Source organism: Pantoea sp. B65, from assembly GCF_047308185.1.
Lineage (GTDB): Bacteria > Pseudomonadota > Gammaproteobacteria > Enterobacterales > Enterobacteriaceae > Erwinia.
The window spans coordinates 81453-105505 of sequence record NZ_JAHXPU010000027.1; the positions used below are offsets into that span (position 1 = coordinate 81453).

Annotated in this window: 21 protein-coding genes; 10 read left to right on the forward strand and 11 right to left on the reverse strand. The window is 56.4% G+C overall.

Features of this window, described 5'->3' with window-relative positions:
* The first annotated feature begins 154 nt into the window (after positions 1–154).
* Both pbpG and JWF83_RS12740 read left to right on the forward strand, forming a co-directional pair.
* Complete coding sequence (pbpG, locus tag JWF83_RS12735) at positions 155–1096, forward strand: D-alanyl-D-alanine endopeptidase (protein ID WP_413650582.1); 942 nt, start codon at positions 155–157, stop codon at positions 1094–1096.
* Between the two features lie 233 nt (positions 1097–1329).
* Entirely contained in the window at positions 1330–3780 is a 2451-nt protein-coding gene (locus JWF83_RS12740; protein ID WP_413650583.1) for a DUF3772 domain-containing protein, read from the forward strand.
* A gap of 98 nt (positions 3781–3878) precedes the next feature.
* Here JWF83_RS12740 and dld read toward each other — a convergent pair whose 3' ends face one another.
* Both dld and JWF83_RS12750 read right to left on the reverse strand, forming a co-directional pair.
* Entirely contained in the window at positions 3879–5615 is a 1737-nt protein-coding gene (gene dld / locus JWF83_RS12745) for a D-lactate dehydrogenase (RefSeq protein ID WP_413650584.1), read from the reverse strand.
* A 522-nt stretch (positions 5616–6137) separates the two neighbouring features.
* A complete protein-coding gene (locus tag JWF83_RS12750) occupies positions 6138–6833 on the reverse strand; it encodes an MgtC family protein (protein ID WP_413650585.1) in 696 nt (231 codons plus the stop codon).
* Positions 6834–7278: 445 nt separating this feature from the next.
* Between JWF83_RS12750 and bglX the strand changes: the two genes are divergently transcribed.
* The 4 genes from bglX (at position 7279) to idi (ending at position 12409) form a co-directional block, all read left to right on the forward strand.
* Complete coding sequence (gene bglX / locus JWF83_RS12755) at positions 7279–9576, forward strand: beta-glucosidase BglX (protein ID WP_413650586.1); 2298 nt, start codon at positions 7279–7281, stop codon at positions 9574–9576.
* A 63-nt stretch (positions 9577–9639) separates the two neighbouring features.
* Entirely contained in the window at positions 9640–10512 is an 873-nt protein-coding gene (locus JWF83_RS12760; protein WP_413650588.1) for an oxygenase MpaB family protein, read from the forward strand.
* 88 nt (positions 10513–10600) lie between these two features.
* Positions 10601–11710 (forward strand): suppressor of fused domain protein, encoded by a 1110-nt coding sequence (locus JWF83_RS12765; protein ID WP_413650589.1) that lies wholly within the window; start codon positions 10601–10603, stop codon positions 11708–11710.
* Positions 11711–11875: 165 nt separating this feature from the next.
* On the forward strand, positions 11876–12409 hold the full coding sequence (gene idi, locus JWF83_RS12770; RefSeq protein WP_413650591.1) for an isopentenyl-diphosphate Delta-isomerase: 534 nt from the start codon (positions 11876–11878) through the stop codon (positions 12407–12409).
* A gap of 29 nt (positions 12410–12438) precedes the next feature.
* On the opposite strand, the gene JWF83_RS12775 is transcribed toward idi, so the two are convergent.
* Positions 12439–13908, reverse strand: coding sequence for an MFS transporter (locus tag JWF83_RS12775; protein WP_413650592.1), 1470 nt, complete (start codon positions 13906–13908; stop codon positions 12439–12441).
* A gap of 242 nt (positions 13909–14150) precedes the next feature.
* On the opposite strand from JWF83_RS12775, the gene JWF83_RS12780 reads away from it, so the two are divergent.
* From JWF83_RS12780 to JWF83_RS12795, 4 genes are all read left to right on the forward strand, one after another.
* A complete protein-coding gene (locus JWF83_RS12780) occupies positions 14151–15071 on the forward strand; it encodes an ABC transporter substrate-binding protein (protein WP_413650593.1) in 921 nt (306 codons plus the stop codon).
* Between the two features lie 87 nt (positions 15072–15158).
* Complete coding sequence (locus JWF83_RS12785) at positions 15159–16319, forward strand: ABC transporter permease (RefSeq protein ID WP_413650595.1); 1161 nt, start codon at positions 15159–15161, stop codon at positions 16317–16319.
* Positions 16316–17251, forward strand: coding sequence for an ABC transporter ATP-binding protein (locus JWF83_RS12790; protein WP_413650596.1), 936 nt, complete (start codon positions 16316–16318; stop codon positions 17249–17251). The genes JWF83_RS12785 and JWF83_RS12790 overlap by 4 nt, the downstream gene beginning before the upstream one ends.
* Positions 17251–17982 (forward strand): ABC transporter permease, encoded by a 732-nt coding sequence (locus tag JWF83_RS12795; protein WP_413650597.1) that lies wholly within the window; start codon positions 17251–17253, stop codon positions 17980–17982. Before JWF83_RS12790 ends, JWF83_RS12795 begins: the two co-directional genes overlap by 1 nt.
* Positions 17983–18146: 164 nt before the next feature.
* Here JWF83_RS12795 and JWF83_RS12800 read toward each other — a convergent pair whose 3' ends face one another.
* The 8 genes from JWF83_RS12800 to JWF83_RS12835 are packed head-to-tail and all read right to left on the reverse strand — an operon-like array spanning position 18147 to position 24035.
* Positions 18147–18680: a DUF3833 domain-containing protein gene (locus JWF83_RS12800; RefSeq protein ID WP_413650598.1), complete on the reverse strand. Its 534-nt coding sequence runs from the start codon at positions 18678–18680 to the stop codon at positions 18147–18149.
* Position 18681: 1 nt separating this feature from the next.
* Positions 18682–19194, reverse strand: coding sequence for a hypothetical protein (locus JWF83_RS12805; protein ID WP_413650599.1), 513 nt, complete (start codon positions 19192–19194; stop codon positions 18682–18684).
* A gap of 1 nt (position 19195) precedes the next feature.
* Positions 19196–19675 carry a DUF2878 domain-containing protein gene (locus JWF83_RS12810; protein WP_413650600.1) on the reverse strand — a complete coding sequence of 160 codons (480 nt, stop codon included), beginning with the start codon at positions 19673–19675 and terminating at the stop codon, positions 19196–19198.
* Positions 19672–20901, reverse strand: coding sequence for a class I SAM-dependent methyltransferase (locus JWF83_RS12815; protein ID WP_413650601.1), 1230 nt, complete (start codon positions 20899–20901; stop codon positions 19672–19674). Before JWF83_RS12815 ends, JWF83_RS12810 begins: the two co-directional genes overlap by 4 nt.
* 3 nt (positions 20902–20904) lie before the next feature.
* Positions 20905–21618, reverse strand: a complete 714-nt coding sequence (locus tag JWF83_RS12820) for a DUF1365 domain-containing protein (protein ID WP_413650602.1) — start codon at positions 21616–21618, stop codon at positions 20905–20907.
* On the reverse strand, positions 21615–22880 hold the full coding sequence (locus tag JWF83_RS12825) for an NAD(P)/FAD-dependent oxidoreductase (RefSeq protein ID WP_413650603.1): 1266 nt from the start codon (positions 22878–22880) through the stop codon (positions 21615–21617). The genes JWF83_RS12820 and JWF83_RS12825 overlap by 4 nt, the downstream gene beginning before the upstream one ends.
* A 4-nt stretch (positions 22881–22884) precedes the next feature.
* Positions 22885–23601, reverse strand: a complete 717-nt coding sequence (locus tag JWF83_RS12830; RefSeq protein WP_413650604.1) for an SDR family NAD(P)-dependent oxidoreductase — start codon at positions 23599–23601, stop codon at positions 22885–22887.
* Complete coding sequence (locus JWF83_RS12835) at positions 23598–24035, reverse strand: nuclear transport factor 2 family protein (RefSeq protein WP_413650606.1); 438 nt, start codon at positions 24033–24035, stop codon at positions 23598–23600. The genes JWF83_RS12830 and JWF83_RS12835 overlap by 4 nt, the downstream gene beginning before the upstream one ends.
* Between the last annotated feature and the right edge of the window lie 18 nt (positions 24036–24053).

Genomic DNA, 24053 nt, shown 5'->3' on the forward strand with positions numbered 1-24053 from the left:
TGCAGTTTGTTTACGCCCGGAAACGAATCTCCAGTAGGAATTTACTGAATCGGCGGAGTATGATGCTCCGGCCAGCCCCCGTATGGCCTCACTTTCGCGGATGGCGGCCTGTGCGCTGCACAGTTAAACATCAACCCGCTTAAGTTTTCACACGATGCCTGCAAAAATCCGTTATTCACTGTTGAGTTTAGCTATTCTTTTTTCTGGTCAGGCCATACTGAACCAGGCGGTCGCCAGTTCTGCTATTTCGGCACAGTCACAGCCGGAAATTGCTTCCGGTAGTGCCATGGTGATCGATTTAAATACCAATAAAGTGATCTATGCCAGCCATCCTGATCTGGTGCGCCCGATTGCCTCCATTACCAAACTGATGACCGCGATGGTGGTGCTGGATGCGCATCTGCCGCTGGATGAGAAGTTAAAAGTCGATATCAGCCAGACCGCTGAGATGCGCGGCATCTATTCACGCGTCCGCCTGAACAGCGTTATCAGCCGCAAAGATATGCTGCTGCTGGCGCTGATGTCATCGGAAAATCGCGCGGCAGCCAGTCTGGCGCACCATTATCCGGGGGGCTATGATGCGTTTATCCGCGCCATGAATGCCAAAGCGCGGGCGCTCGGTATGACCAATACCCGTTACGTTGAGCCGACCGGTCTGTCGATTCAGAATGTCTCGACGGCGCGCGATCTGACGAAGCTGCTGATTGCCACCAAAAATTATCCACTTATTGGGCAGTTAAGTACCACCCATGAGGATATGGCGAGCTTTAGCAGCCCGAACTATACCCTGCCATTCCGTAATACTAACCATCTGGTGTATAAGCCGGACTGGAATATTCAGCTGACGAAAACCGGTTTTACCAATCAGGCGGGGCACTGCCTGGTGATGCGTACCACCATCAAACAGCGTCCGGTGGCGCTGGTGGTACTGGATGCCTTTGGTAAATACACCCATTTTGCCGATGCCAGCCGTCTGCGCAGCTGGATGGAAACCGGCAAAACCACCGCGATTCCGGCGGCGGCGCTGAGTTATAAAAAACAGAAAGCGGCACAAACCGCCAGTAATGCGGCCAGCGACGACAGCGTGACGGAGTAGTGATCCGCGGCTCTGCGCCGATGCGCGCAGAGTCGTTGATTCGCTGGCAACCGTCTCCCCATCCCGACCCGGTCGACTGCTGCTGCGCCCGGCGAAAAATCGAGGGCGACAGTCCCCTGATTTGACCATAAATCCTATAGTTAAGGCCGTTGTAAAAGCATACACTAACCTGCTGAATCGCCGCGGCCTTGTCGCCGTGCCAGCCATCGATAACCGTATGGATCGCTCTTCCTATGTCAACGTTGTTAACTTTTTTTCGTGTTTGTTTACTGGCGCTGATTACGCTGACGCCAGTGCTCAGTATGGCGGCCGATGGAGATACTCCGCCGGGCGCAGAAGGTGATGCGGCACCTAAGGTCAATGCCTCGGTTGAACTGCCGAAAATGCAGAAGATCCTCGACAAGATTAAAGGGCAGGTTTCCGGCGAAACTAACGACGGCAAACTCGGCCAGCTTAATGATCTGGCGATCGAACTTTCCGGTAATGCAGATACCCTTGGCCAGGCGCTGATCCCACAGCGCGCGCAGCTGGTATCGCAGCTGGCGGTGCTCGGCCCGGCGCCGGCGCCGGAAAGCACGGTGAAAGAGACGCCGGAAGTGACGCGCAAGCGCAGCACGCTGGAAAATCAGAAGAGCAAGCTGGACGATCAAATCAAGCAGGCGGAGACAATAAAAAGCGGCGCGCAAAACCTTTCGGCGCAAATTATCAACCTGCGGCGTGATGCGTTGAAAACCCAGCTGGCCCTTAACTCCGGCAGTATTTTTGGTGCGCGTTTCTGGGCGCCGCTGTTTGGCGACAAAAATCTGGACGGTGAAAAGATCAGCGATTTTGCCGATGAGTTAGCAGAAACCGCCGCGCTGTCGTGGGAGTCAGGCTGGCGCTTCGGCACCGTGGTCTGGGTGCTGGCCGCGATACTGATTGCGACCCTTGGCCGCCGCTATTCGGAAGAGTTTTTTGCCTGGATCAGCATCCATAAAATGCCGGAAGGGCGGTTGCGCCGCAGTTTTCTCGCGGCCACGATTGCGCTGAGCACCCTGCTGGCAGTGGTACTGGCGTTTAATTTTATCGACCTGGCGTTTACCCGCCGCGAAGAGGTCTCTGACGACGTTCAGATTTTTGTTGATAAGCTGGTGCAGCTTAGCGTGTTTTGCGGCCTGGTTGCCGGACTGGGGCGGGCATTTCTCTCTACCCGTCGCCCTTCATGGCGACTGCCGGCTATCTCCAATGAGGTGGCGACGGCGCTGAAACCTTTCCCGCCACTGACCGCCTCGCTGGTGTTTGTTTTTCAGACGCTGGAGTCGTTTAACAGCAGCGCCGGAACCAGTGTCGGCACCACCATCTGGGCAAACGGCCTGACGGCCTTGCTGATAGGCGCCACGGCGCTGTCGATCAGTTTCCGTACCAGTCGGGTGCGCCGCAAAATGATTCATGCCGGCAATCAGCCGGAAACGCGTTCAACGCTGGTCGGCCTGATCCAGATGGCGATTACCCTCACCGGCATTGCCATTCTCGCCTCGCTGGTGATTGGTTATGTCACGCTGGGGCGCTTCCTCAGTTATGAATTGATTTGGATGGGCATTGTGCTGGGTTCGTTCTATCTGCTCAGCCATCTGGTCACCGATGTGTGTGAAAGTCTGCTGTCGACCAACCATCCTACCGGCAGACGGCTGCAGAGCTCATTAAATCTTGATGAACGTCACCTGGCGCAGGCAGCGGCGCTGCTCTCGGCGATCGGTAAGACCCTGCTGATTTTGTTCGCCGCCATGTCGCTGCTGAACGGCACCCTTGGCACCTCGACGCCGATTGAACTGCTGCAAAAAGCGGTAGAGTTCTGGGGCGGCAAAGGGCTGGAATCACTGAATATTGTGCCCGCGCATATGGTCAACGCGCTGCTGTGTCTGGTGATCGGCATCTATGTGCTGCGTTCGGTGAAGCGCTGGCTGGATAAAGACTTCCTGCCCAAAACCACCATGGACGTCGGGATGCGCGTGTCGCTGGTGACACTGTTCAGCAATGTCGGCTATGTGCTGGTTATTCTGCTGACGCTGTCGATTATGGGCCTGCAGTGGAACAAGCTGGCATGGATTGTTAGTGCGTTGTCGGTTGGTATCGGTTTTGGTTTACAGGAGATTGTGAAGAACTTTATCTCCGGCCTGATTCTGCTGACGGAGCGCCCGGTTAAGGTCGGCGATCTGGTCAGTATCAGCGGTATCGAAGGGGACATCCGCCGGATTAATGTGCGTGCCACGGAAATTCAGCTGGGTGACAAATCGACGGTGATCGTTCCCAACTCACAACTGATTTCGCAGAACGTGCGCAACGCCACCATGGGGAATGCGCAAGGGGTGGCGACCATCACCCTGACTTTCCCGCTGGATATCGACCCGGCGCTGGTGCGCCAGCTGCTGCTCGATGTGTATAACGATAACGAGCGTATCCTCGAGCTGCCGGAGCCGTCGGTGGCATTTAAGGATCTGACCCCGGCCGGGATCGTGCTGAGCGTGACCGGCAATGTCGCCAGCCCGCGCCATGTCGCCGGGGTGAAAAGCGATCTGCTGTTCGATATGCTTACCCGCTTACGCAAAGAGGGCGTGACGCTGTCTGCACCACAGACCATGGTGATTGAGCGCAGCAAGTCTGGCAATATGGTGGTCAAAGAGACACCGGTGGTACCGGAGCAGTAAAGCTGCTGAGCAGTGGGGCAGGGAGATGCCCCTGTTTTGCAGAAACAAAAAATCCGCAAATCTGAGGTTTGCGGATCGCGATTAAGCCGGGATCAATATCAATGCAGATGCTGCTCGTCGCAGCCGCAGTCAGCCCAGTTTTTGGCTTTGGTGGTTTTGCCAATCCCCGGGTTAAAGCTGTTGGTCGGATCTAACTGCTGATAAAAGGCTTTTTGCTGCGGTTTGGCGCTATACAGATGACCGACATTATGTTCCGCCGGGTATTCCGCGCCGCGTTCTGCCAGTATCGCCAGCATTTTCTCCTTCAGCGCATGGGCATCAACACCTTTCTTCACAATGTAATCCTGATGGAACACATGGCAGAGGAAGTGTCCATAGTAGAGGCGATGCACCAGCGCATCATCAAACTCCGCGGGCAGCTGTTCAAACCACTGGCGATCGTTGCGCCGCAGGGCGATATCCAGCGCCAGAATATCTTCGACTTCTTTATGATGCACGGCGTGATAGCGAACCGCAGCGCCAGCCGCCGCAAAACGATGCAAAAAGGCTTTTGCCCCTTCCTTCGCATCGCATTCAAAAAAGTCACCCTCCGCCTGTTTAAAGAACGTCTGTAAAAAGGCGCGCGCCTCCGCAATACCTTCACCGGACATCTTCAGCATCAGATGATGTTCAAAGCGGTCGCGATACTGTTTCAGCCGTGTTGGCAGATGGGAGGGCAGCAGCGTGCTGATTTTCTGCAGCAGGCGATCGATGGCGTTGGGTTTAATAAATGACAAGCGGTTAAGCAGCGCATCAGCGCGTCCCTTAAGCGTAAAGAACAGCGGCATTTTATCGGTGCCCAGCTTGTCGATCATCACAAAGGTATCTTTGCCATACACTTCGGCAATATCAAAGATATCGCGATGCATATACTCACCCGCCACCGGCAGATTGCGGAAATTCGCCAGCATATGGCGACGCAGATCGTCGAGCACGTCGGTATGGTTGCTGCCGATATAGAATACCTGTTGCGCACTTTCGGCGACGAAGGTATCCAGCCGTACGGCAAACACCGCCAGCTTACCGGCACAGCCGGAGGCTTCGAACAGACGGCGGGCGTCGGCATTAAAGCGCGACGGAGTATCGGCCTCGACATCGCGTACCCGTTCAGCATAATCACTGTCTGAGGCGTGGCGCTGGTCATGTAAGACGTCGCTGGTGCGCCAGCTCTCATCATCCAGGCGGCCAAGGATCTGTTCCGGCGTGGCGCCAAGGTCGATACCCAGATGGTTGACCAGCTGCAGTTCACCCTGAGCATTGATCTGCGCATACAGCGCCATTTCCGTATAAGCCGGCCCACGTTTTACCAGTGAACCGCCGGAGTTATTACAGATGCCGCCCATCACCGAAGCGCCGATGCAGGAGGAACCAATCACGGAGTGCGGCTCACGCCCCAACGGCTTCAGTACTTTTTCCAGTTGATAGAGCGTACTGCCGGGGAACGCCAGCACCTGTTTGCCATTGTCGATTAACTGAATTTTATCCATACGCAGCGTGCTGATAATCACTATCTCGCGCTGATAGTCACTACCGTTCGGCGTTGAACCTTCTGTCAGACCGGTATTGGCTGCCTGCATCAGAATAATTTTATCGGCGGCGACGGCGGCTTTCAGCACCTGCCACAATTGCGATAAGGAACCCGGGAAAATCACCGCCAGCGCCTCACCCTGTCCCGAGCGGAAGCCTTTGCGGTAGCGTTCGGTTTTACGTGGGTCGGTTAACAGATGGTTGCGACCGACGATGCGGGCAAACTCGGTAATCAGGGGGGTATTGGCGGGTGTTACTGAACTCTGCATATCCATTGTCCTGTTATTTAACACGACATTACTGTAGTCCTTCTGGCCTGAAACTGCAGCAGACATTGGCGCCGTTAATATGGCCGGTGCAAATTATCGGCACGGGCGGCATAAATACCGCCCCTACAGAAGAATATCTGCCCTCTGATGTAGGGGAGCCATTAATGGCTCCCGTCCCGAAGGCGGCAGCAGTGCAAGCCATTGATACGGGCGGCATAAATGCCGCCCGTACAGAAGAATATCTGCCCTCTGATGTAGGGGAGCCATTAATGGCTCCCGTCCCGAAGGCGGCCTATTGGCACGGGCGGCATAAATGCCGCCCCTACAGAAGAATATCTGCCCCTGGATGTAGGGGAGCCATTTATGGCTCCCGTCCCGATGACGGCCTATTGATACGGGCGGCATAAATGCCGCCCGTACAGAAGAATATCTGCCCCCTGCTGTAGGGGAGCCATTAATGGCTCCCGCCCCGATGGCGGCCGCAGTGCAAATCATTGGCACGGGCGGCTGCCTCTACAGCTGTTATGCTGCGGTCTGCGCCACACGCCAGTGCACTGCGCTAACGCTTTTTTCCAGGCTAATACGGCACACAATATTTTCCAGTTCGCGCTGCGCATGGGGAAACGCCAGAATATCGGCGCAAACCTCCAGCTGGCCGGGGCGGGCAATATCCGCACTACAGAGCGATTGCAGACGTAAAGCCATCCCATTAATCGCCTGCAAAATCAGGGTGCGCACCAGAATTTCATCCTCAGCGCCGCAGGTTATCTGAATGCGGTAACACTGCTCGACATCGACTTCCGGCGCTTTTGGTTGCAGGTTGATGCGCTGTGCGGCTTCGCGCAGCAAAATATTGGCGCAGAGCAGAACCAGCGTCGCCGCGGCGGCATTGGCAAATTGCCCCAGTCCGCACAGCACGCCAACGGCGGCCGAACACCACAGGGTCGCGGCGGTATTCAGCCCGCTGATACTCATCCCCTGGCGCATAATCACGCCGGCGCCGAGGAAACCAATACCGGATACCACCTGCGCAGCAATGCGTCCGGGACTGTCCACTGCGCTACTGACCGAACTTAAAATAAAAATTGCCGCGCCGGTGGCGACCAGCGCATTAGTGCGCAGACCCGCCATCCGCTGCCGCCATTGACGCTCTGCACCAATAATTGCGCCAAGCAGAACGGCCAGCGCCAGATGTGCGATAAAAGGAGACCATGCCATGATAACAACCCTGCTAGTCCGGGCGTCGTACGCCTGGAGATGGTTTAGTTAAAACGGGTGGCATCAGCGAAAAATCGGGTGATGACATTGCCCGCCGTGATAACGGCAAACAACGACACCGGAGAGACGTTAATTTGCCGTGGAGAGGTACTGACTACTTTGCGTGTCCAATGAGTTTCTCCATAAAAATTTGCCCGGACTATAAGCGTAATTTTTTACGCTGTAAATTGTGAGCAAACAGTTGGTTTAAAAACCGTTAAGGTATCGCCAAATAAAGGTTCTGCCGCTAGCATTGAAGTAAGCCGTGCATTATTAGGCTATTTTTCCCGCCGCGGTGGTTTGTTATCGGGTACGGAGCATAAAGTTATGGCACACTGCTGCCATCACTCTTGCTCAGTGACACAATAAATCGTTGCCGCGCAGTTACTTGAGAGAAACCAATCTGATGAAATGGATTTACTCTGTCAGCCTTGCTGTCACGCTGGTGATGCAGCCAGCTTTTGCCGATGAGCTCTTTGGTCCGCATCCGCTCACACCCGAAGCCCGTGACGCCTTTGTTACTGATTTACTGAAAAAGATGACCCTTGACGAGAAAATTGGCCAGCTGCGCCTGATCAGTGTCGGCCCGGAAAACACCAAACAGGTGATCCGCGACATGATCCAGCATGAGCAGGTGGGGGCGATCTTTAATACCGTAACGCGGCCGGATATCCGCGAGATGCAGGATCAGGTGATGCAGCTTAGTCGCCTGAAAATTCCGCTGTTTTTTGCTTACGATGTGGTACACGGTCAGCGTACCGCTTTTCCGATCCCTTTGGGGCTGGCTTCCAGCTGGGATCTGGATGCGGTCGCGCAGGTCGGGCGCATTGCCGCCTATGAAGCGGCGGATGATGGTCTGAATATGACCTGGGCGCCGATGGTGGATGTTACCCGTGAACCACGCTGGGGCAGGGTATCGGAAGGCTTCGGAGAAGACACCTTCCTCACATCCACCATGGGGCGCACGCTGGTGCAGTCAATGCAGGGGAAAAGCCCGGCGGATCGCTACTCGGTGATGACCAGCGTGAAACACTTCGCCGCCTATGGCGCAGTGGAAGGGGGCCGTGACTACAATACCGTCGATATGAGTCAGCAGCGCCTGTTTCAGGACTATCTGCCGCCGTATAAAGCCGCGCTGGATGCGGGAAGTGGCGGCGTGATGGTGGCGCTGAACTCGCTTAATGGCGTTCCCGCCACCGCCGACAGCTGGTTGCTGAAAGATATTTTGCGTGATGAGTGGAAATTCAAAGGGATAACCATCAGCGATCACGGGGCGATTAAAGAGCTGATGAAGCACGGTGTCGCGAACAATCCGCGCGAAGCGGTGCTGCTGGCGATTAAGTCCGGCGTCAATATGAGCATGAGCGACGAGTATTACAGCAAGTACCTGCCGGATCTGGTCAAAAGCGGCGCGGTCAGCGAGCGTGAAATCGATGACGCGACCCGTCATGTGCTTAACGTGAAATATGATATGGGATTGTTTAACGATCCCTACAGCCATTTAGGACCAAAGGGCAGCGATCCGGTGGATACCAACGCCGAAAGCCGCCTGCATCGTAGCGAAGCGCGTGATGTCGCGCGCAAAAGTATCGTGCTGCTGAAAAATCGTCTGGAAACCCTGCCGCTGAAAAAATCGGGCACCATTGCTCTGATTGGCCCACTGGCGGACAGTCAGCTCGATATGATCGGCAGTTGGTCGGCAGCGGCGGTGGCGGCGCAGTCGGTGACGCTGCTGCATGGGATGAAAAATGCCACTGCCGGTAAGGCGACGCTGTTATATGCCAGAGGCGCCAATATTACCGACAGTAAGGGAGTGAAAGACTTCCTGAATCTGTATGAAAATGCCGTTAACGACGATCCGCGTAGTGCGCAGCAGATGCTGGATGAAGCGGTGGCCACGGCGAAGAGAGCCGATGTGGTGGTGGTGGCGCTGGGTGAAGCGCGCGGTATGGCTCATGAAGCCTCAAGCCGCAGCGATATCACGCTGCCAGCCAGCCAGCAGAAACTGCTGGCCGCGCTGAAAACCACTGGCAAGCCATTGGTGCTGGTGTTGATGAATGGTCGTCCGCTGGTGCTGGTGAAAGAGTATCAGCAGACGGATGCGCTGCTGGAGACCTGGTTTAGCGGGACCGAGGGGGGAAATGCCATCTCTGACGTGCTGTTTGGCGATTATAATCCGTCAGGCAAATTGCCGATGTCTTTCCCGCGTTCAGTGGGACAGATCCCAATCTATTACAACCACTTAAATACCGGGCGTCCGTATAATTTCGAAAAACCGAATAAATACACTTCGCATTACTATGATACCGCCAATGGCCCGCTGTTCCCGTTTGGCTATGGTCTGAGCTATACCCGCTTCCAGGTATCGCCGGTGAAAATGTCGGCCACCACGATGCCGCGCAACGGTAAAATCACCGCCAGCGTCACGGTAACCAATACCGGCGATCGCGACGGCGCCACGGTAGTGCAGTTGTATCTGCGCGATCAGGTCGCCAGTATCAGCCGTCCGGTGAAGGAGCTGAAAGGCTTCAAACGCATTATGCTGAAAGCAGGTGAGTCTCAAACGGTGAGCTTCCCGATTGATGTTGATGCGTTGAAGTTCTGGAATGCGCGTATGCAGCAGGTAGCCGAATCGGGTAAGTTCAGCGTAATGATTGGACTGGATTCCGCGAAGACCGAGGATGCGGAGTTTAGTTATCTGTAATGGTTGCGCCACTCAGGGGCGTAAGTCCCTGAGTGGCGGCAGAGCTGAATCAGCAGAGGCGGGATGAAAGGGTTGCGCGCGAAAATTCAGCAACAGGTATTTCGTCTGAATGGCCTGTCGCTGAATGAATTTGATATTTCTCAACCGCCGGGCGATGCCGGCCTGTATGGTCCGGATAGTGTTATCTGGCGGGTGCACGGTGATTTTACCGCAATGTTATGTGGCGGCGTCAGCGCACTACTGATGCAGATGCTGCATCCGCTGGCGCTGGCTGGCGTCTGGGATCACTCCACTTTTCGCGACGATATGCTGGGGCGCTTACGCCGTACCAGTCAGTTTGTCGCCGTCACCACCTTTGGCAATCGTGCCGATGCCATGACTTTAATTGAGCGGGTAAAACGTATTCATCTGCAGGTTAATGGTGTGGATGCGCAAGGGCAGGCCTATGCAGCCAGCGATCCGGCGTTGCTGACCTGGGTGCATGTGGCGGAGGCCAGCCGTTTTCTCGCCGCCCATCTGCGTTATAAGAATCCTGATCTCAGCCAGGCAGAGCAGGACCGTTACTACGCTGAAGCCGCGCTGGTGGCGGAAGCCCTCGGCGCCCGCGGCGTGCCCAAAAGTCAGCGTGAAATTAGCGACTATCTGCAGGCGATGCGTCCGCAGTTGCGTTGCGACGATCGTACCCGTGAAGTGACGCGTTTGCTGCTCAATGCGCCGGCCCCCAGCTGGCAGGCAAAACCGGTAATGAAAACCATAATGCTGGCCGGTATCGCTTTATTGCCGGACTGGGCGCAGCAGCAATCGGGTTTCCGCTTCTCACGTTTGCAGCGTTTAAATATCGACACGCAGATCGCCATTATCGCCGCAGGGTTGCGCTGGGCGGTGCAAAATGGCGCTTATCAGCGGGCGATGCGGCGGATGGGGCGCGACTTTTGAGAGTTTTACCCTTGTCCTGACGTGGCGTGAAGGGGGATCCTGCTCTATTCTCGGGGAAAAGGATCCCTCCACGCTACGTAGAGGCTTTATGACACAGTCGCATCTGATTGCTGAAGTGGCTAATCAGCAACAAACGCTAACCGCCGTCATCGAACAGGATGAGCGTGCCGCCTACTTCTATATCTGGCCTGCCGAACCGTTTCGTACGCAGTTTGCCGTGCGTGGTTGCTGGCTGCGTAATCTGTTGCCTGCTCCGCAACAGGAAGATCGTCAGGCGATGGCGCAGGGGATTGCGCCGCTGCTGAGCGCCGAATATTGCCGCACGCTGGAAGCCGAACCACCGCTTGATGCCGCCGCGATCCAGATTATCTGGGAACCTGCCGATGACGGTGCGGCGGTCTGGTATCAGGGGCAACTGCTGGCGGTGATCCCTGGCTGGAGCCTGTATCAGCAGCAGCAGGTGAGTTTCTCGGCCGGCTGTATTAAACCAAACCGTCTTACTGCTCCGCTGGGGTCGGCCTCGACGAATCAACATTACGCGCAGGCCGGAAAGTATCGTCAGTTCTGGCGCGACTGGCATGATGGCCATTTGTGGGAACCGATGCAGCGCGAGATGCTGCAATGCTATGCAGCGCACTACGGCGAGTCATTAAAATATTATGCCATCGATCAGGGTAGCTGGCCGCCGATGGCCATTTCCCAGCATTATCATCAGGGCGTCTGGTACTTCCTGACGCTGGGGATGAGTATTCGCCCAATGCCGTGGGTGGATTTTCTCTACGAAGATCTGGCGCCGCAGTATCGCCGTAGCGAACTGGCGATGGCGATTGATGCCGAAGTGATGACCGAAGATAACGCGGTGCAGATGGCCAGTGCGCTGGCGGGTTTTGCCCATCTTCCCTGGGCGAAATTAAGCTGGATCGGTGAGGGGCATACGCTGGAGTCGGCGGTGGCGCCGGTCGGTTTTGATGGTTTTCTGCTCTCCGGTGCGCTGTCGCGGGAAGAGGGGCAGTTTCCGCTGCCGAAGCGCGAAGGGGAGAAAGTGAATCTGTTATGGGCTACCCCGGTGACCACTGCCGAGCGTGAATTTGCTCAGGCGGATGAAAATGGCGGCTATCAGCTGGTGGCGCGTCTGTTGCAGTATGGCGCGGGTCATATTTTCCGCCCGCGTCAGCAGGTGGTGGAGGTTGATAGCTGAATGCTGTTGTCAGAGGGCAGTGGCAAAACCGCTGATTAACTCAGCAACGGCAATTTTAACCAACTTTGCTATTTTTTTACTTACAGTCATAATTTCGCACGATTTCATAGGTCAAATCTGACCCGGGATATGTCAGAATAGTGAGATTAGTCCTAAGGAGCAGTCATGTCAGCGATAGAAGTCATCCTGGTAGACCATCTTGATCGTCCGACCGGGCGAATGGAAAAGCTGGAAGTACACGAGAAAGGGTTGCTGCATCGCGCGGTAACGGTCTACGTGTTTAATTCGCAACATCAGCTGTTGCTGCAGCAACGCGCCACGGGTAAATATCACTGCGGCGGTTTGTGGAGCAATACCTGCTGTGGGCATCCTTATCCGCTGGAATCCACCCAGCATGCCGCTGAGCGCCGTTTGTTTGAAGAGATGGGCATGCGTCTGACGCTGACGCCGATGTTTGAATTAAGCTATAACCTGCCGATGAGCAACGGGCTGACCGAACATGAGTATGGTCACGTCTTCTTTGCTATTAGTGACGATCTGCCGCGCCTTAATCCTGATGAAGCCGATAGCTGGCGTTACGCCTCACTTGAGCAAATTAACACTGAAGTTAAGCAGGATGCCGCTGCCTTTACCCCATGGTTTTTGCACACCTTCACGCGCATTCCTCAGCAGTTAAACTACTTTACCCGCAAAATGTAGCGGCCGGGTATCATCCCGGCCTGACAAAACTAGTGGGCAAAATCCTCGGCATCGACATCGTAACCTGACGGCTCCCAGCGCATTAACAGCATCGCCAGTAAACCGATCACCGGCGCCAGGCCAATCACCCAGAACACGCCGGTATCCAGTGTTGCCGCCAGCACCGGGAACAGGAACAGCGACAGCGTCGAACTGGCGCGCACCACCGTCTGATTAAAACCAACGCCAACCCCGCGCAGGGACGTCGGATAGCTAAGCGACGCATAGGTCATAGTATGCGCGCCGGGACCGAAGCCCTGGCCCAGCAGGAATAGCGCCAGCATGGCAATGGCAAACGCCGCTTCGCCGCCGCCATCCGGGCGCCCGGTCAGCGCCAGCCCCAGCAGCGCCAGCAACTGGAAGCTGTAGCCCAATACGGTCATTTTCCAGGCGCCAACGTGCGGCACCAGTCGCACGGCGAGAACCCCGCCGACAAAGGCAAACAGCAGATTCAGCGCCAGGGAGATCAGAATGGTGGTCAGCATCGATTGGGCGAGGAAGCTGGAGATAATCACCGGCAGGCCAAATGCCACCGCGTTATAGGCGAACGGCGAGACGGTGGAGATGATGGTTGCCAGTACGGTTCGCTTCAGATAGACCCCTTTCAGCAGTTCACCGTAATTACTCCAGCTGGCCCGCCGCGTTGCCTGCGCCGGCGTCAGGCTGGCATCGTCCGCCACCTGGGCATTAATCCCATAGGATTTGCGCAGAATAGCGGCTGCGCCCTGCAGATCGCCCTGATTGGCTGCCCACACCGGTGATTCACTCATATAGCGACTGCGAATGGCAATAATGATCAGCGCGGGGACCGCGCCAAAACCGAGGATCAGACGCCATAACCAGTCGGTGTGACTTTCCGGCAGCACCGCATACAGCAGCAGCACCAGCAGATAGGAGGTGCTGATTGCCGCATACCAGGTCGGGCACCACATGGCAATACTGGCGGCTTTGTTGCCGCGCCCCTTCAGCTTCGAGAACTCGGCGAGGAATGCCATTGCTACCGGCAGGTCGATACCCACCCCCATACCCATCACAAAGCGGGCGGCCGCCAGCACATACTCGTTGGGCGCAAAGGCGCAGGCCAGCGCGGCAAAGACAAAAAACAGCATATCGGCCATAAACACCCGATAGCGGCCAATTTTATCGGTGAGGTAACCCCCTATCAGCGCGCCGACAATGGCGCCAAAAGTGATCGCCGAAGCGACCATGCCGGTGCCGGCAGGCGTCAGATGAAATTCGCGCGTAACGTCTTTAATCCCGAACGCCAGCGCCCCGAGATCATAGGCGTCAAGAAACACCCCGCCGAGTGCAATTGCAATCACGATATGCGCATTGCTGCGTGACTGGGTGCTGTTGTTAACCAGTTGCGAGACGTCAGCCGCGCTGCGAATCAGTTCCGCCTTGCCAGACGGCGTTTCCCCTGTCAGCGCGACGTGCGCCGAAGATGTAAATTCAGACATGATGTTGTAAACGCATTATTAGAATGGTACCTGCAGCATACTCAGCGTCAGCCGGGCGTTAAATTCTTTATAGTTATAAGTTACAACCGTTTGGCGGTTGAAAGCAGTGGCTGAAAACTGTTATCGCCATCGGGGGGCGCAGTGGGCTTTTTCTGCCTTTTACCTGGTGGTGACGAGATTTGCGCTACGCTGTTATAGCTTGCTTATGGCGACTGATTAATTGATGAAAAGGATAAAACCAGATGACTTTCAATAAATTGCGTAGCGGTTTGCTGGGGTTCGCCGCGCTGATGACGCTGGCCGGGACCGCGTCGGCGGCCGATCCGGTGCGTGTTGGTTCAAAAATTGATACTGAAGGCTCATTGCTGGGCAATATGATTTTACAGGTGCTGGATAAACATGGCGTGAAAACCGTGAATAAGATCCAACTGGGTAATACCCAGGTGGTGCGTGGGGCGATTATTTCCGGTGAGCTGGATATTTATCCGGAATATACCGGCAACGGCGCGTTCTTCTTTAATGATGAGCAGGATGCGGCCTGGAAAAATGCCAAAGCCGGTTATGAGAAAGTGAAGACTCTTGACCAGCAGAAAAACCAGCTGAGCTGGTTAACGCCGGCGCCGGCTAATAACACCTGGACAATTGCGGTGCGTAGCGATGTGGCGCAAAAGAATCAGCTGCACTCTCTGGACGATCTCAGCCGCTACCTGAAGTCTGGCGGCGAATTTAAACTGGCGGCGTCGGCGGAGTTTATTGAGCGCAGCGATGCCCTGCCGGCATTCCAGAAAGCCTACGGTTTTCAACTCAAACAGGATCAGCTGCTGTCGCTGGCCGGCGGGGATACTTCCGTAACCATTAAAGCCGCTGCGCAGCAAACCTCCGGGGTTAATGCCGCCATGGCTTACGGCACCGATGGTCCGGTAGCTGCGCTGGGCTTGCAAACCCTCAGCGATCCGAAAGGGGTTCAGCCGATTTATGCTCCGACGCCGGTGGTGCGCGCTGCGGTACTGCAACAGTATCCCGATATCGCTAAATGGTTGCAGCCGGTGTTTGCCTCGCTGGATGAGCAGACGCTGCAACAGCTGAATGCGAAAATCGCGATAGAAGGGCAGGATGCGAAAAGCGTAGCGGCCGATTATCTGAAACAGAAAAAGCTGCTGTAAATCGTCGCGCAGGGCCGCCTCCCGGGCGCCTGCGCGCCAGCAACCGGAGCCAGCAGCAGGGTGATCCGCTGGCAAGACGGAGTTATTTTGCGCATTACACTCTATAACCGCGTGCTGTTGGTTCTGATGCTGCTGTTGCTGATTGCCAGCAGCACGCTGCCCTTTCTGACTTATGCTCCCAATCGCCTGGTATCCGGTCAGCCGGTGGCGCTGTGGTCCCTGCTGAACGGACTGAATGGCCTGCTGCTGCTACCGCTGTTACTGCTATTGCTGCTGGCCTGGCGTCCGCTGACGCGCGCTAATCTGGCGCTGGTGGTGATACTCAGTGAAATTCTGCTGACGCTGCTGGTGGCGATCGGTGGCCATGCCGCGGCTGTCCTGGCTCAGCAGGGCAGCCCGCTGGCGCGCACCGCCTTTGGCGGTGGGCTGTGGCTGGCGGCGGCGATCTGTCTGCTGATCGCCGCCGATGCGCTGGCACGCGCCACCTCCAGCGCCTTCTGGCGTCTGTTGCTGAATGCCCAGATGTGGTTGCCGGTTATTGCTTTGCTGCTGTTGGGCCAGCTCGATCAGCTGGCGCTGCTGAAGGAGTATGCCAGCCGCCAGGAGGTATTTGATCAGGCGCTGTCGCGTCATCTGCTGCTGCTATTCAGTACCTTGCTGCCGACGCTGCTACTGGGTTTGCCGCTTGGTTTACTCTGCTACCGCCAGCCGCGTTTGCAACCATCGGTGTTTGCGCTACTGAATATTATTCAGACCGTCCCTTCCGTGGCGCTGTTTGGCCTGCTTATTGCGCCGCTGGCGGGTTTAGCCAAAACCTTTCCGCTGCTTGCCAGCTGGGGGATCGGCGGCATCGGTGTGGCGCCGGCGCTGATTGCGTTAGTGCTGTATGCGCTGTTACCGCTGGTGCGCAGCGTGGTTGCCGGTTTACAGCAGGTGCCCGCCGGGGTCATTGAGAGCGCCAGAGGAATGGGGATGACACGCATGCAGGTGTTCTGGCATGCGGAAGCGCCGCTGGCCCTGCCGGTGATGCTGAGCGGCTTACGGGTGGTGGCGGTACAAACCGTCGGTATGGCGGTGATCGCCGCACTGATCGGGGCCGGCGGATTTGGCGCGATTATCTTTCAGGGCTTACTGAGCAGTGCGCTGGAGCTGGTGCTGCTTGGCGTGATCCCGGTGATTGCCATGGCAGTGGTGGTCGATGCGCTGTTTAAATTCGTGATTTCGATACTGGAGGCGAAACGCCGATGATCCACTTTAATCAGGTCAGCAAATATTTTGACGGTAGCGCGGCGGTAAGTGATTTAACCCTGAATATCGACGCCGGGGAATTTACCGTGCTGATTGGTACCTCCGGTTCCGGCAAGTCTACCACCCTGAAAATGATTAACCGGCTGATTGAGCATGATGAAGGGACCATTCGCTTTGCCGGTGAAGAGATCCGCCGTTTTAATCCGCAGGATTTGCGCCGCCGAATGGGCTATGCCATTCAGTCGATCGGCCTGTTTCCGCACTGGACGGTGGAGAAAAATATTGCCACCGTGCCGTCACTGCTGAACTGGCCGAAAGCGCGCATTCGCCAGCGGGTCACTGAGCTACTGACGCTGCTGAATCTGGATAGTGAGTTTCGTCAGCGCTACCCGCATCAGCTTTCCGGTGGTCAGCAGCAGCGGGTCGGCGTCGCGCGTGCGCTGGCGGCAGATCCGGAGGTATTGCTGATGGATGAACCCTTTGGCGCGCTTGATCCGGTCACCCGCGCGACGCTGCAACAGGAGATTATCCGTATCCATCAGCTGTCGGGGCGCACTATCGTGCTGGTTACCCATGATATTGATGAAGCGCTGGCGCTGGCGGATAAAATTGTGCTGATGGATGGCGGCCGCGTGGTGCAGCAGGGTACGCCGGTTGAACTGTTAACCCGTCCGGCCAATGCCTTCGTGCGTGATTTTTTTGGCCGCAGTGAGCTTGGCGTGCGTTTGCTGTCGCTCGGCAGCGCTGGTGCGGCCGCCAGGCGCGGAGAGTGGCTGGATGGCGAAGCGGTGGCGGCGGCAATGACCCTGCGCGAAGCGCTGTCGCTGTTTATCGCCCGCCAGACGGACAAATTGCCGGTGGTGGATAAGCAACAAAAACCGCTGGGCGTGCTGCATTTTGTCGATCTGCTGCGTCAGCGGGAGGGATTCTGATGCGCTACTGGCGTGACCCACTGCTGTGGCTGCTGCTGTTATTTATCGCTCTGTTGCTGGCGCTGCCGCACAGTGGCGCGCTGTTCGCCTGGTGTTTTCCACAACTGGAACGCCCGCTGTATCAGCAGGAGAGTTTTACCCGGCTGGCGCTGGCGCATATTCAGCTGGTGGCGATCTCCAGTCTGCTGGCGACCTTTATCGGGGTGGGGGCGGGAATTCTGGTAACGCGCGGCGCCGGACGGGAGTTTCGCTCGCTGGTCGAAACGCTGGTGGCGGCCGGACAAACCTTTCCGCCGGTGGCGGTGCTGGCGATTGCGGTACCGGTTATCGGCTTTGGCGATCGACCGGCGATTATCGCTTTATTGCTGTATGGTTTGTTACCGATTCTGCAGGGTACGCTGGCCGGCATTACCGCCGTGCCTGCCAGCGCACGGGAAATTGCCGAAGGGGTCGGCATGAGCGCGTGGCAGATCTTATGCAAGGTTGAACTGCCGCTGGCAGCGCCGGTGATCCTCGCCGGGATCCGTACCTCGGTGATCATCAATATCGGTACCGCAGCCATTGCTTCAACGGTGGGCGCTAAAACCCTCGGCACGCCGGTTATTATCGGGCTAAGCGGTTTTAATACTGCCTATATTATTCAGGGCGCGATTCTGGTGGCGCTGCTGGCGATAGTGACCGACCGGCTGTTTGAACGGTTACTGCAGCGGCTTAAGAGGCATGCAGAATAATGGCGTAGCCCACCAGCATCAGACCGCCAACGCCGCCGATCGCCATAATCAGAAAACCAGAGATAATCGCAATTTTTTGCAGGTTCATTACCGTGCCTTTTCACCAAAAAAGAGGGCGGGATCATAACCCGATCTCGCCTCTCAGCATAGGTGATTGCGGGTTTTTATTGCGTGCTGTCGGCTTCTTTAGTGAAAAATAGGGTGACGCGCGCCACTTCAATCCCCAGTTTTTTCAGTGAGGTGACATTGAGGAGATGGCGTTCATCCTGCTGGTAAATCCAGTCGTCAAAGTTAAGACGGTAGCTGGAGGCGTCGGTTTTTACTTCCATCTGATAGCGCCAGTTAAAGGCGTTACCTGCCGCGTGCCCGCTGGCGCTGCCAATAATATCGTTAGCGGTGCCGACGTAGCGACCATCCTGCTGCCGGCGAATATGCCAGACGCGCGTCTGCTTCTCACCATCGTCATAGACAAATTGCTCGTGCAGCGTCAGGGTTTCGCCGACGACTTCGCCGCGGATGCTGACTTCAAAGCGCCGGATCTGTTTGCCAGTGAAATCCTGCACCATCCCCCAGGCGCGTGACTGACCATTAAAATAGCGGAAGATGTCGATTTTCGGCGTGGCTGACTGGTAATCATCAATAGTGGCGCCGCAGCCGCTGATGAACAGGCAGAGTATCAGACTGAGTTTTTTCAACATATTATGCTCCTCCGGTCAGACCCTGACGCAGTTCAGGGTATTCGGTTTTGGCTGACAGCCAGATGGCTAAGAAAGCATCACGAAAGGTGGCGTCGAAACGCGGACCAATGGCGGAAATCTTGTCGTTGATACCTGATTGCTGCCAGTAAAACTGGCCGCCTTGCTGGTCAGCCTGAAACGCTATGCGGTTGCCACTGGTGACGTCAGGCCAGATGCTGTCCAGCTGACTGAGCCAGCTTTTACGCTGTATCTCACTGCCGATGGCCTGCGCCTGCCACTGCTGTTCGGTGGCGCTTAACAGGTCCTCACGGCTGATATCTCGTCGGTAAGTGATCACCAGCGCCAGAGGCCATTGCTGCGGGCGGTATTTCCCCTGCGGCGTCAGCAGTTGCGAGTCATAAACCGTAAACGGCCCCCAGTTCAGCGTGGCGCTACCCACCTTTTTCCAGTGTAACCAGTCGCTGGCGTGGGTAAGCGGCGCCAGCAGCAGTAAGCAATACAGCCATCTTTTCATGCTATCGGTTCCTCAGTATCCGGCGCGTCAGAGGCAGCCAGAGCGCCCAGCCGCAGGCCAGCAGTGGATAAACCAGCGCGGCGCTATGCTGCAGTTGCATCGCCCCCAGCCGCTCACCCAACAGATAAGTTAACGGGCCGCTGACAGCACCGAGCGGGATCAGCCAGCTGAGGGGTAACTTCAGCGTCGCCATCAGTGCGCGCCACCAGCAGGCGAAGGTCAGCCATAGCGATAGCATCCACAGTGGCAACCAGTGACTGCCGCTAAAGCGGAACAGATCGAGCATCAGCCACAGACTATCCAGCACGATGCCGGAAAGGGTCAGCGCTGCCAGCGACCAGCGGCTGGCGCGCGGTGACAGCAGCAGCGCCAGCACGGCAATCGCCGCTGTTAGCAGTTCGGCGCGTTCGCGCAGTCCGACCGCCAGCGCCCAGTAAGCGTCGAAACCGAGGGTCAGCAGCCAGAAGCGCCAGTTTTTCATGCGCGCGCGGCGGTCAGTTGCACGGTGCCAATGGTGTGTGCCATAAAACCCGCTTCGCAGTAACAGAGATAGAACAACCACATGCGGCGAAAACGCTCATCAAAGTGGCCGCTGGCCAGTTGCGGCCAGGCGTGGTCGAAACGCTGGCGCCATTCGCGCAGGGTTCTGGCGTAGTCGTTGCCCATCTCAAACACATCCTGCACCACATAGTCGCTAACCTCGCTTATCGTCTGTTGTAACAGGGTAATCGAGGGTAAAAAGCCGCCGGGGAAGATGTAGCGCTGAATAAAATCCACGCCTTTGGCATAGTTGCCGTAGCGTGCTTCACTGATGGTAATCGCCTGCAGCACCAGCCGACCGCCTGGTTTTACCAGCTCCTGACAGCGCTGGACAAACAGCGGAATATAGCGACGCCCCACGGCTTCAATCATTTCGACAGAGACCAGCTTGTCATACTGACCCTGCAGGTTGCGGTAGTCCTCACACAGTACGGTGACCTGCTGGCTCAGCCCCGCCTGTTCAATCCGCCGTTTGGCAAACTGATATTGTTCGCGCGAAATGGTGGTGGTGGTGACCCGACAGCCATATTCGCGGGCGGCAAACTCCGCCAGCGCGCCCCAGCCGGTGCCGATCTCCAGTAAATGGTCGCCGGGGCGCAGCGCCAGCTTGACGCAAAGGCGGCGTAGTTTTGCTTCCTGCGCCTGCTCCAGCGTGATGCTGTGGTCACGAAACCAGGCGCTGGAATACTGCATCGACTGGTCGAGAAAGGCGCGGTAAAAGTCGTTGCCCAAATCGTAATGCGCGGCAATATTGCGGCGTGCCTGGCGCACACTATTGCGCCGCAGGGCGTGAATCAGCTTGTTAACCGGCACCGTAAGCCAGCTGAGCCGCGCTTCCAGTTTATCCATCACCGCCATATTTAGCGCCAGCGTCTGGATCACCGCGGTTAAATCCGGCGTATCCCAGTCATCGTCCATATAGCTCTCCGCCGCGGCGATACTGCCGCCCAGCAAGACGCGGCGGTAAGCCCGGGTATGCTTAACATGGACTTCCGCCTGTAACGCCGCCTGCGGATCGCCAAAAAACTGTTCGCCAAGGTGCGGATCACAGATGCGTAACCCGGCGCCATGGATACGGTTTAACAGAGCAAAAATTACGCGACGTGAGGCAGAGAGTTTCTTACCTGGTTTATTGCCATGCGTAAAGCTAACTTCTGAGATGCACATGGTTTATTTCTCCGACTTGGGATGGTCATACAGCGGCGCGCCTTTGCGCCATAACCTGAAAGCCTGCCAGTAAATGGCCAGCGCTGTACGCAGCGTCATCAGGGGAAAGCGCCACAAATGATGGCGCAGGTTATGCCGCGTCAGAGGTTGCTGACGCAGGTGCAGTGTCGCGTCGAATTCACGGCCGACACGGTGGTTTTCAATATGGACGGAGAGTGATTTTCCCGGCGGCGAGAGTCGCCAGTGGTACACCATATCCAGCGGATTGAACGGCGAAACATGGAATGCTTTTTTCGTGGTTTCACTGCCATCGGGATTTACCGCATAGGTATGGCGCTCATTCCACGGCGTATTACGCACCTCTGCCAGCATCCAGCGCAGCCGATCGCGGTCATCATAGAGATAGTAAAAATTGACCGGGTTAAACGAGCAGCCGAGATAACGCAGCTGGCAGAGCAACATCACCCGGCCCGTCAGCTGGTCTCCGGTCAGTTCGGCGATGCGTTGCTGAGCGCGCGCTTTAATATCGCCGCCGCCGAGATAGTCTTGCGGGTAAAATGAAGCCGGGGAGAAACGCCCGAGACGAATTCCCACCTGCGCCAGCTGCGGCAGTTCATCCAGGTCAATGAGCGGCATAAAAATGCGGTAGCTGAACTGATGGTCGACCGGCGTAAAGCGCCGATGGCGTACATGACCGCAGTAGAGGGTACTGTTCATAACAGCGCCGCCGTTTCCATCGCGGCCACCACATCCAGCGCGCTGCGAATACCATCTTCATGGAAGCCGTTGTAGCTCCAGGCGCCACAGAACCAGCTGCGGCGCTGACCATTCAGCAACAGCCGCTGCTGCTGCGCGGCCAGGCTCTGTGCGCCAAATTGCGGATGGTAATAGTTATAGCGTGCCAGTACCTTACTGCTATCGATCGGCCGGGTTGGGTTCAGCGTGACGCAGAACGTGTGCGGCGCAGTAATACCCTGCAGCATGTTCATGTTGTAAGTCACACTGGCGCCGGCCCGCTCATCTCCGTCCGCGCCATCATCAAGATGGTAATTCCAGCTGGCCCATGCGCGGCGGTTGTGCGGGAGTAACTGCGTATCGGTATGCAGCACCACTTCATTGGCGCTGTAAGGGACGCCGGACAGCATCGCCCGCTCTTCCGCTGAGGCGTCCTGCAGCATCTGTAATGTCTGGTCACAGTGGCAGGCAAAAATCACCTGATCAAAACGCTGGCTACCGGCAGCGGTCTGCAGGGTGACCCCTTGTTCATCACGCGCTGCCGACACGACCGGCGAATTGAGATGTAACTGCAGCTTATCACCGATCAGATTCAGCAGACGCCGCACGTACTCTCTTGAACCGCCAGGGATGACATACCACTGCGGACGATTGACCACATCCAGTAAACCGTGATGATTGAAAAAGTGCAGAAACAGCGACAGCGGCATATTGCGCATTTCCGCCAGTGACGTCGACCAGATAGCCGCCCCCATGGGCAGAATATAATGCTGAGCGAAAAACTGGCTGAATCCCTGACTGATCAGGAAGTCATTCAGCGTTTCGTCACGGTTTTGCTGTTGCAGCCACTGCTTTCCGCGTTTATTAAAGCGCAGGATCTCGGCGATAAAGCGCAGAAATTGCGGTCTGAACAGGTTGCTGCGCTGGGCAAACAGGCTGCTAAGTGAGTGGCCGTTATACTCGAGACCGCTACGATGGTTACGCACAGAAAAACTCATTTCCGTTTTCTGGCTCTCAATACCCAGCTCCGCCAGCAGTGAGAGAAAATGCGGGTAGGTGCGGTCGTTAAACACAATAAATCCGGTATCAATAGCCCAGTGGGTACCGTCCAGCGCGATATCAACGGTGGCGGTGTGTCCCCCTGGGGTCGCGGCGGCTTCAAATAACTGCACATCTGCGCGTTCAGCCAGTTTCCAGGCGCAGCTAAGCCCGGCAATACCGCTGCCGATAATAGCAATCTTCACAATGTTACCTCGCTATCTGCTGTGTCAGCAGACGCTGCCACGACTGGGGTAAACGCGCCGTCAGACGCAGAATCAGGGCGAACAGGGGAGGGAAGATCACTTCCCGTTTACCCCGCGCCAGACCATGACGAATAAAGTCTGAGGCTTGTTTCACGCTGATTTTCATTGGCATGGCAAAATCGTTGCGTGCGGTGAGCGGGGTGTCGACAAACCCCGGTAATACCAGCGAAATATGAATTTGCTGACGGGTCAGATCCTGCGCCAGGCTGCGGGCGAAATAGGCGAGAGCGGCTTTTGACGCACCGTAAGCTTCTGCCCGTGGCAGAGGTACCAGACTGGCCGTGGAGCCCACCAGCGCCACCCGACTGCCAGCAGGCAATTGGGGCAGTAATGCATCAAGGCAGTTGATGGGGCCGCTGAAATTGGTACTCATCACCCGGTGCACTTTTTCCGCATCGACCACGCCATGATCGAGATATTCGCAGGTACCGGCGCAGAGGATCACCAGCTCGGCGCTTTTTCCTCTCAGTGCCTCGCGGGTTTCGGCTAAGTCGGTGATATCGAAGACGCAGAGCGCGATATCAGTGGCATAGCTATGCAGCTGTTGCAGTTTCTCGCGATCGCGCCCGCAGGCGATCACCATCCACCCTTCGGCGGCATAATCACGTGCCAGCTGAAAACCTATTCCTGAACTTGCTCCGGTTATCAGAACGCGTTTCATGGCTTTAGTCTCATTTTCAGGGCGCGGATCACGCTGCCCAGCAGCGGCACTTTTTCATACAGCATGGCGCCGAGATCGTAATAATCGCGTTGAAAGTTAACCCGCTCCTGACGAAACGTCAGGTAGCTGCTTCCTTCCAGCGACTGCGGCGCCCCTTTCTGTAGCGAGGGATGGGCATACTCCATCCGCCACAGCAGCAAAGCACACTGGTCAAAATAGTGCTGATGCGTCACCTCAAAACGGCAATAGCGCAAGTTTTTCAGTAATGAAGAAAAATAGCGTTCCAGCGCTTCCAGTCCATGATGCTGGCCAACCGGATCGACCAGCAGGATATCCTGGTGGTAAATCTCTGCGAGCTGGTTAAGTTGTTCGGGCTGCATATTCTGGTAAAACGCCGCCAGACTGTTCAGTGTGACCTGTTGTGCATGCTGCATGATTATCCCTAAACGCCG